The sequence below is a fragment of the Arthrobacter sp. Y3223164 genome (assembly GCF_059091005.1).
Genome location: NZ_JBNHGF010000185.1, coordinates 1 through 5510 on the forward strand (window position 1 = coordinate 1; position 5510 = coordinate 5510).

The window sequence follows — 5510 nt, forward strand, 5'->3', positions numbered from 1 at the left end:
TCCCCGGGCGGACCGGGCGCCGCGGAACCGGGCCGATATCGGCCCCGGCACGGCGCGACCCATCACCGCTCATCGTCCGCTCCACCGGCTAACCCTGAACGCCGAGACGTTCAAAGATCAGCTCGCGGACCCGACCGGCGTCGGCCTGCCCGCGGGTGGCCTTCATGACCCCGCCCACGATGGCGCCGGCGGCCTGGACCTTGCCGCCGCGGATCTTCTCGGCCACCTCGGGCTGGGCTGCCAGCGCGGCATCGATGGCTTCCAGCAGGGCGGAATCGTCCGACACCACGGCTAGGCCGCGCTTCTCCACGACCTCCTCGGGCGTGCCCTCCCCGGCGAGCACGCCGTCGAGCACTTGGCGGGCCAGCTTGTCGTTGATCTTGCCGGCCTGCACCAGACGGTCCAGCTCGACCACGGTCAGCGGGCTCACGCCCAGTTCCGAAGGTTCGAGTTCGGCTTCCTTGGCGCGACGGGAGATTTCACCCATCCACCACTTGCGGGCCACGGCGGCGGAGGCTCCGGCGGCAATGGTTTCCTCGATCGACTCCATCACGCCGGCGTTGACCACGTCGCGGAATTCGGCGTCGGAATAGCCCCACTCTGCCTTCAGCCGCTTGTGCCGTTCGGCCGGCGGTTCGGGCAGCCGCGAACGCAGTTCTTCGATCCACTCTTCGGTGGTGACCACCGGGACCAGGTCCGGTTCCGGGAAGTAGCGGTAGTCATCGGCGTCGGACTTGGGCCGGCCCGCGGTCGTGGAGCGGGTGTCCTCGTGCCAGTGGCGGGTTTCCTGGACCACCTTCCGGCCGGCGTCCAGGACCGCCGCGTGGCGCTGGATTTCGAAGCGGACGGCACGTTCCACCGCACGCAGCGAGTTCACGTTCTTGGTCTCGGAGCGGGTGCCAAACTGCTCCGAGCCCTTGGGCATCAGGGACACGTTCGCGTCGCAGCGGACGTTGCCGCGTTCCATCCGCGCGTCGGAGACGCCCAGGTTCTTGACGATCTCGCGGACGGCGGCCACGTAGGCGCGGGCCAGTTCCGGAGCACGGGAACCGGCTCCGACAATCGGCTTGGTGACGATCTCCACCAGCGGAACGCCGGCTCGGTTGTAGTCCACCAGCGAGTACTCGGCGCCTTGGATCCGGCCGGTGGCGCCGCCCATGTGGGTGAGCTTGCCCGCGTCCTCCTCCATGTGCGCGCGTTCGATCTCCACCCGGAACACTTCGCCGTCTTCCAGCTCGATGTCCAGGTAGCCGTCGTAGCAGATCGGGTCTTCGTACTGGGAGGTCTGGAAATTCTTCGGGGTGTCCGGGTAGAAGTAATTCTTCCGGGCGAAGAAGCAGGATTCGGCGATCTTGCAGTTGAGCGCGAGCCCAATCAGGATCGAGTACTCCACCGCCGACTTGTTCACCACCGGCAGGACGCCGGGCAGGCCCAGGTCCACCGGCGACACGTTCGTATTCGGCACATCGCCGAACGCGTTCGGAGCGGCGGAGAACATTTTGGTCTTCGTGTTCAGCTCAACGTGGACCTCAAACCCGAGGACCGGGTCGTACTTCGCCATCGCCTCTTCGAAGGAGACCAACTCTTCTGTTGCAGCCATTTACTTCACACCTCCGAGGACAGGAGCCTGAGCCAGCAGCGGGCCGCCCCACTGGGCTTCCAGCAGGTTTTCAAGACCGGCGCCGGCGCGGTACAAACGGGCATCTTCACGGGCGGGGGCCAGGAACTGGATCCCCACCGGCAGCCCGTCGGTCAGGCCGCCCGGCACCGATATGCCAGGCACTCCGGCGAGGTTGGCCGGAATGGTGGCCACGTCGTTGAGGTACATGGCCATCGGGTCGTCCAGCTTCTCGCCCAGCTTGAACGCGGCCGTCGGCGCCGTGGGAGAGACCAGCACGTCGACGGTCTCAAACGCCGCGGCAAAGTCGCGCTGAACCAGCGTGCGGACCTTCTGCGCCGAACCGTAGTAGGCGTCGTAGTAGCCCGCAGACAGGGCGTAGGTGCCCAGGATGATGCGGCGCTTGACCTCGTCGCCGAAGCCGGCGGCACGGGTGGCACCCATCACGCGTTCGATCGTCATCGGGCCCTCGGCCGGCAGCACGCGATGTCCATAGCGGACGCCGTCGAACTTGGCCAGGTTGGAGGAAACCTCCGAGGGCATGATCAGGTAGTAGGCGCCCAGCGCGTACTTGAAGTTCGGGCAGGAGACCTCCAGCACCTCGGCGCCGGCCCCGCGCAGCAGTTCCAGGGCCTCGTCGAAGCGGGCCTGCACGCCGGCCGCGTAGCCTTCGCCCTGCAGTTCCTTGATCACGCCGATGCGCATGCCCCGCACGTCGGCGTTCCGGGCGGCCTCGACCAGCGCGCCCACCGGGTCGGTCAGCGAGGTGGAGTCGGCCGGGTCGTGTCCGCCGATGACCTCATGCAGCAGCGCGGCGTCCAGGACCGTGCGCGTCACCGGACCGATCTGGTCCAACGAAGACGCCATCGCAATGGCGCCGTAGCGGGAAACTCCGCCATAGGTCGGCTTGACGCCCACCGAACCGGTCACTGCGGCCGGCTGGCGGATGGAACCGCCGGTGTCGGTGCCCAGCGCAAGCGGTGCTTCGAAAGCGGACACGGCAGCCGCAGAGCCGCCGCCGGAGCCGCCGGGGATCCGGTCCAGGTCCCACGGGTTACGGGTGGGACCGTAGGCCGAGTGCTCGCTGGAGGAACCCATGGCGAATTCGTCCAGGTTGGTCTTGCCCAGCATCGGCATGCGCGCCGCCCGGATCTTCTTGACCACGGTGGCGTCGTACGGGCTCATCCAGCCCTCAAGGATCTTCGAGCCGGCCGTGGTGGGCTGGCCCACGGTGACGATCAGGTCCTTGATCGCTATCGGGACGCCCGCCAGGGCATGCAGCTCTTCGCCGGCGGCGCGGGCTTTGTCCACGTCCGCCGCCACCGCGAGCGCCTCGTCGGTGTTCACGTGCAGGAACGCGTTGAGGTCGCCGTCGACCTCGGCGATGCGGTCCAAATGCGCCTGGGTGACCTCCACCGAGGACACCTCCGAAGCGGTCAGCATCTCGGCCAGCTTGGCCGCGCTGTGGGTAATCAGTTCGCTCATGGGTGCGTCTTACTCCTCGTCCAGGATCGCCGGAACTTTGAACCGGCCGTCGGCCTGGTCCGGTGCGTTCGCCAGGGCAAGTTCCTGGCTCAGCGTCTCCCCCACCACGTCCTCGCGGAACACATTGTTCAGCGGGATCGGGTGCGAGGTCGCCGGAACGTCGGGGCTGGCAACTTCCTGGACGGACTTGATCGAATCGACAATGACGTCGAGTTCGCCGGCCATCTTGTCCAGTTCTTCGGCGGTCATCTCAATGTGGGCCAGCCGCGCCAAATGCGCCACCGCCGCACGATTGATCTCAGACATGAGTCTCCTACGCGGGTGGAATGCTTTTCCTTTTCAGTCTACCGGCGCAGAAGGGTCGGGATTCGCCAGGGAATGCCGAGGGACCATCCCACGGCGACAGCCTCCGGCTTCCCGGCGTCCGGTCTTGGGCTGCGCGATCCGCAGGCACAGCGGGGGGACCACGGACTTGAGCGTTTCGGCTCACTTCCTGTGCCGCTTTATCGTTGACCGCCTGACACCGGGCACCTAGAATGTGGCACGCGCTAGGGCCCAGGCCGGGCCGTCGGACTTCCGGCGGTCTGCCGGAGTCCTTCGCGGCGAGGAGACCCCATGCGTCCGGCTCGGCTGGCTGCCATCGCCCTGACCGCTCTGCTGCTGCCGTGCTGCAGCAGCGCGGGGCAAGGCTCGCCCGCCCCGGCGCCGCACACCTCGGCGGGCCCTACTTCCATGACCTCTCGCGCGCCGGCCGCACCGCCGGTTGCGTCACCACCTGCCTCCGACCCGGCCGCCGCCGCGCCCCGGACAGCCGGCAACTCCGCGGAAAGCGTGAAATTCGCGGCGGCCGGGGACTTCGGCTTCGACGAAGGTGCCGCGCAGGTGCTGGAAGCGATGGCGGAAAGCGGCTCCCGGTTCGGCCTGGCGCTCGGCGACCTGTCCTACGGCCTTCCCGGCACCGAATCCGGGTGGTGCAGTTTCGTCACCGACCACCTGGGGCCGGATATCCCCCTGCAGCTGGTCGCCGGAAACCACGAAAGCGACGGCCGGAACGGTTCGATCGATGAATTCGCGCGCTGCCTTCCTCCCCGCTTACCGGGTGCCCACGGCGCCTATGGGCGCCAATGGTTCGTGGACATCCCCCAGCGGGACCCCCTGCTGCGGCTGATACTGATTTCGCCGGGCCTGGAGTTTCCCGAATCCGGCCTTTGGGACTACGCTCCCGGCACCGACCACTACCGGTGGACGGCCGCCGCCATAGACTCGGCCCGCGCAGCGCACATCCCGTGGGTTGTGGTCGGTTCCCACAAGCCCTGCCACTCGGCGGGCGCCTACGAGTGCGATCCCGGTTCCGCAGTGACGGATCTGCTGCTGGACAAAAAAGTGGACCTGGTGCTGCACGGCCACGAACACCTCTACCAGCGGACACACCAACTCGCCCTGGGGCCGGAATGCCCGTCGCTGCTGCCCGCGCACAGCGATAATGCCTGCATCTCCGACACCGACGCGGACTTCGTGTCCGGTGCCGGCACGGTCTTCGCGACGGTCGGCACCGGCGGACAACCGCTGCGCGACATCAACGGTTCCGATGCCGAGGCGCCCTACTTCGCCGCCTACTCCGGCGCAAACGCCGAGCCCGCGCACGGGTTCGTGGAGATCGAGGTGACCGAAAACTCCCTGATGGCCACGTTTGTGGGCGCCGGCGGCGCAAACTTCACCGATTCGTTCACGTTCAGGAAACCCTGAGCACGCGCTGCCTGCAGCGTAAGTTCCTGCGGCTGCTAGAGGCGTTTGACGAAGACCAGCAGCCGGATGTCGGTCCCGGGTACCGGCCAGTCGCGCTCCGGCACCCGGTCGAATCCCAGCGACTCATACAGCCGGTGCGCCGCGGTCCAGTCGCTGCCGGTGGTCAGGCTCACGGCGTTGATGCCCGGCAGCGTGCGCGCGTACTCCACGATGGCGTCCACGAGTGCCCGGCCGACGCCCGAGCGCTGCAGCCCCGGATCCACGGCCAGCATCCGGAACTCCAGTTCCCCCTCCCGAGCGATGTCTGCATACTCCCCGCCGGCCTGGGCCAGCGTGACCGCCCCGGCCACCTTTCCGCCCCGCTCGGCCACCCAGATCTCGGCATGCCGGGCCCGGTGCGCCACGTCGGAAACGTGCACCAGATACGGGTGGTCGGCTGCCGGGAAGTGTCCCGCGGCCAGGTACGCCTCGCGCGTCAGGCGCTCCACGTCGTCGAAATCGGTAGCGGTGGCAGGGCGGATGGTGATCTGCATGTGCTTGGGCGGTGTCCTTGCGGGTAGTAAACGTACGACGGCGGGGCTTGCCTGACCAGTTTCCCGCACCACGGGCGGTGCGCGCCAACACGGTTCAGGCCGGGCCGCCGGCCGGCCGTCGCGCCGAC

General features: G+C 68.0%; 5 protein-coding genes. 1 reads left to right on the top strand and 4 read right to left on the bottom strand.

Annotated elements, in window-relative coordinates:
* Window positions 1-88: 88 nt before the first annotated feature.
* From gatB to gatC, 3 genes are read right to left on the bottom strand one after another with little or no spacing between them, the layout of a single operon-like run.
* Window positions 89-1600 carry an Asp-tRNA(Asn)/Glu-tRNA(Gln) amidotransferase subunit GatB gene (gene gatB, locus AC5RUJ_RS10245; RefSeq protein WP_494002512.1) on the bottom strand — a complete coding sequence of 504 codons (1512 nt, stop codon included), beginning with the start codon at window positions 1598-1600 and terminating at the stop codon, window positions 89-91.
* Window positions 1601-3103, bottom strand: a complete 1503-nt coding sequence (gatA, locus tag AC5RUJ_RS10250; RefSeq protein ID WP_494002513.1) for an Asp-tRNA(Asn)/Glu-tRNA(Gln) amidotransferase subunit GatA — start codon at window positions 3101-3103, stop codon at window positions 1601-1603.
* Between the two features lie 9 nt (window positions 3104-3112).
* Window positions 3113-3409, bottom strand: coding sequence for an Asp-tRNA(Asn)/Glu-tRNA(Gln) amidotransferase subunit GatC (gatC, locus tag AC5RUJ_RS10255; protein WP_493977642.1), 297 nt, complete (start codon window positions 3407-3409; stop codon window positions 3113-3115).
* Between the two features lie 525 nt (window positions 3410-3934).
* Here gatC and AC5RUJ_RS10260 point away from each other — a divergent pair.
* Entirely contained in the window at window positions 3935-4849 is a 915-nt protein-coding gene (locus AC5RUJ_RS10260; RefSeq protein WP_494155826.1) for a metallophosphoesterase, read from the top strand.
* Between the two features lie 35 nt (window positions 4850-4884).
* On the opposite strand, the gene AC5RUJ_RS10265 is transcribed toward AC5RUJ_RS10260, so the two are convergent.
* The gene (locus AC5RUJ_RS10265; protein WP_494128316.1) at window positions 4885-5382 is read right to left on the bottom strand and encodes a GNAT family N-acetyltransferase; all 498 of its coding nucleotides are present in this window, start codon (window positions 5380-5382) and stop codon (window positions 4885-4887) included.
* Window positions 5383-5510 lie beyond the last annotated feature (128 nt).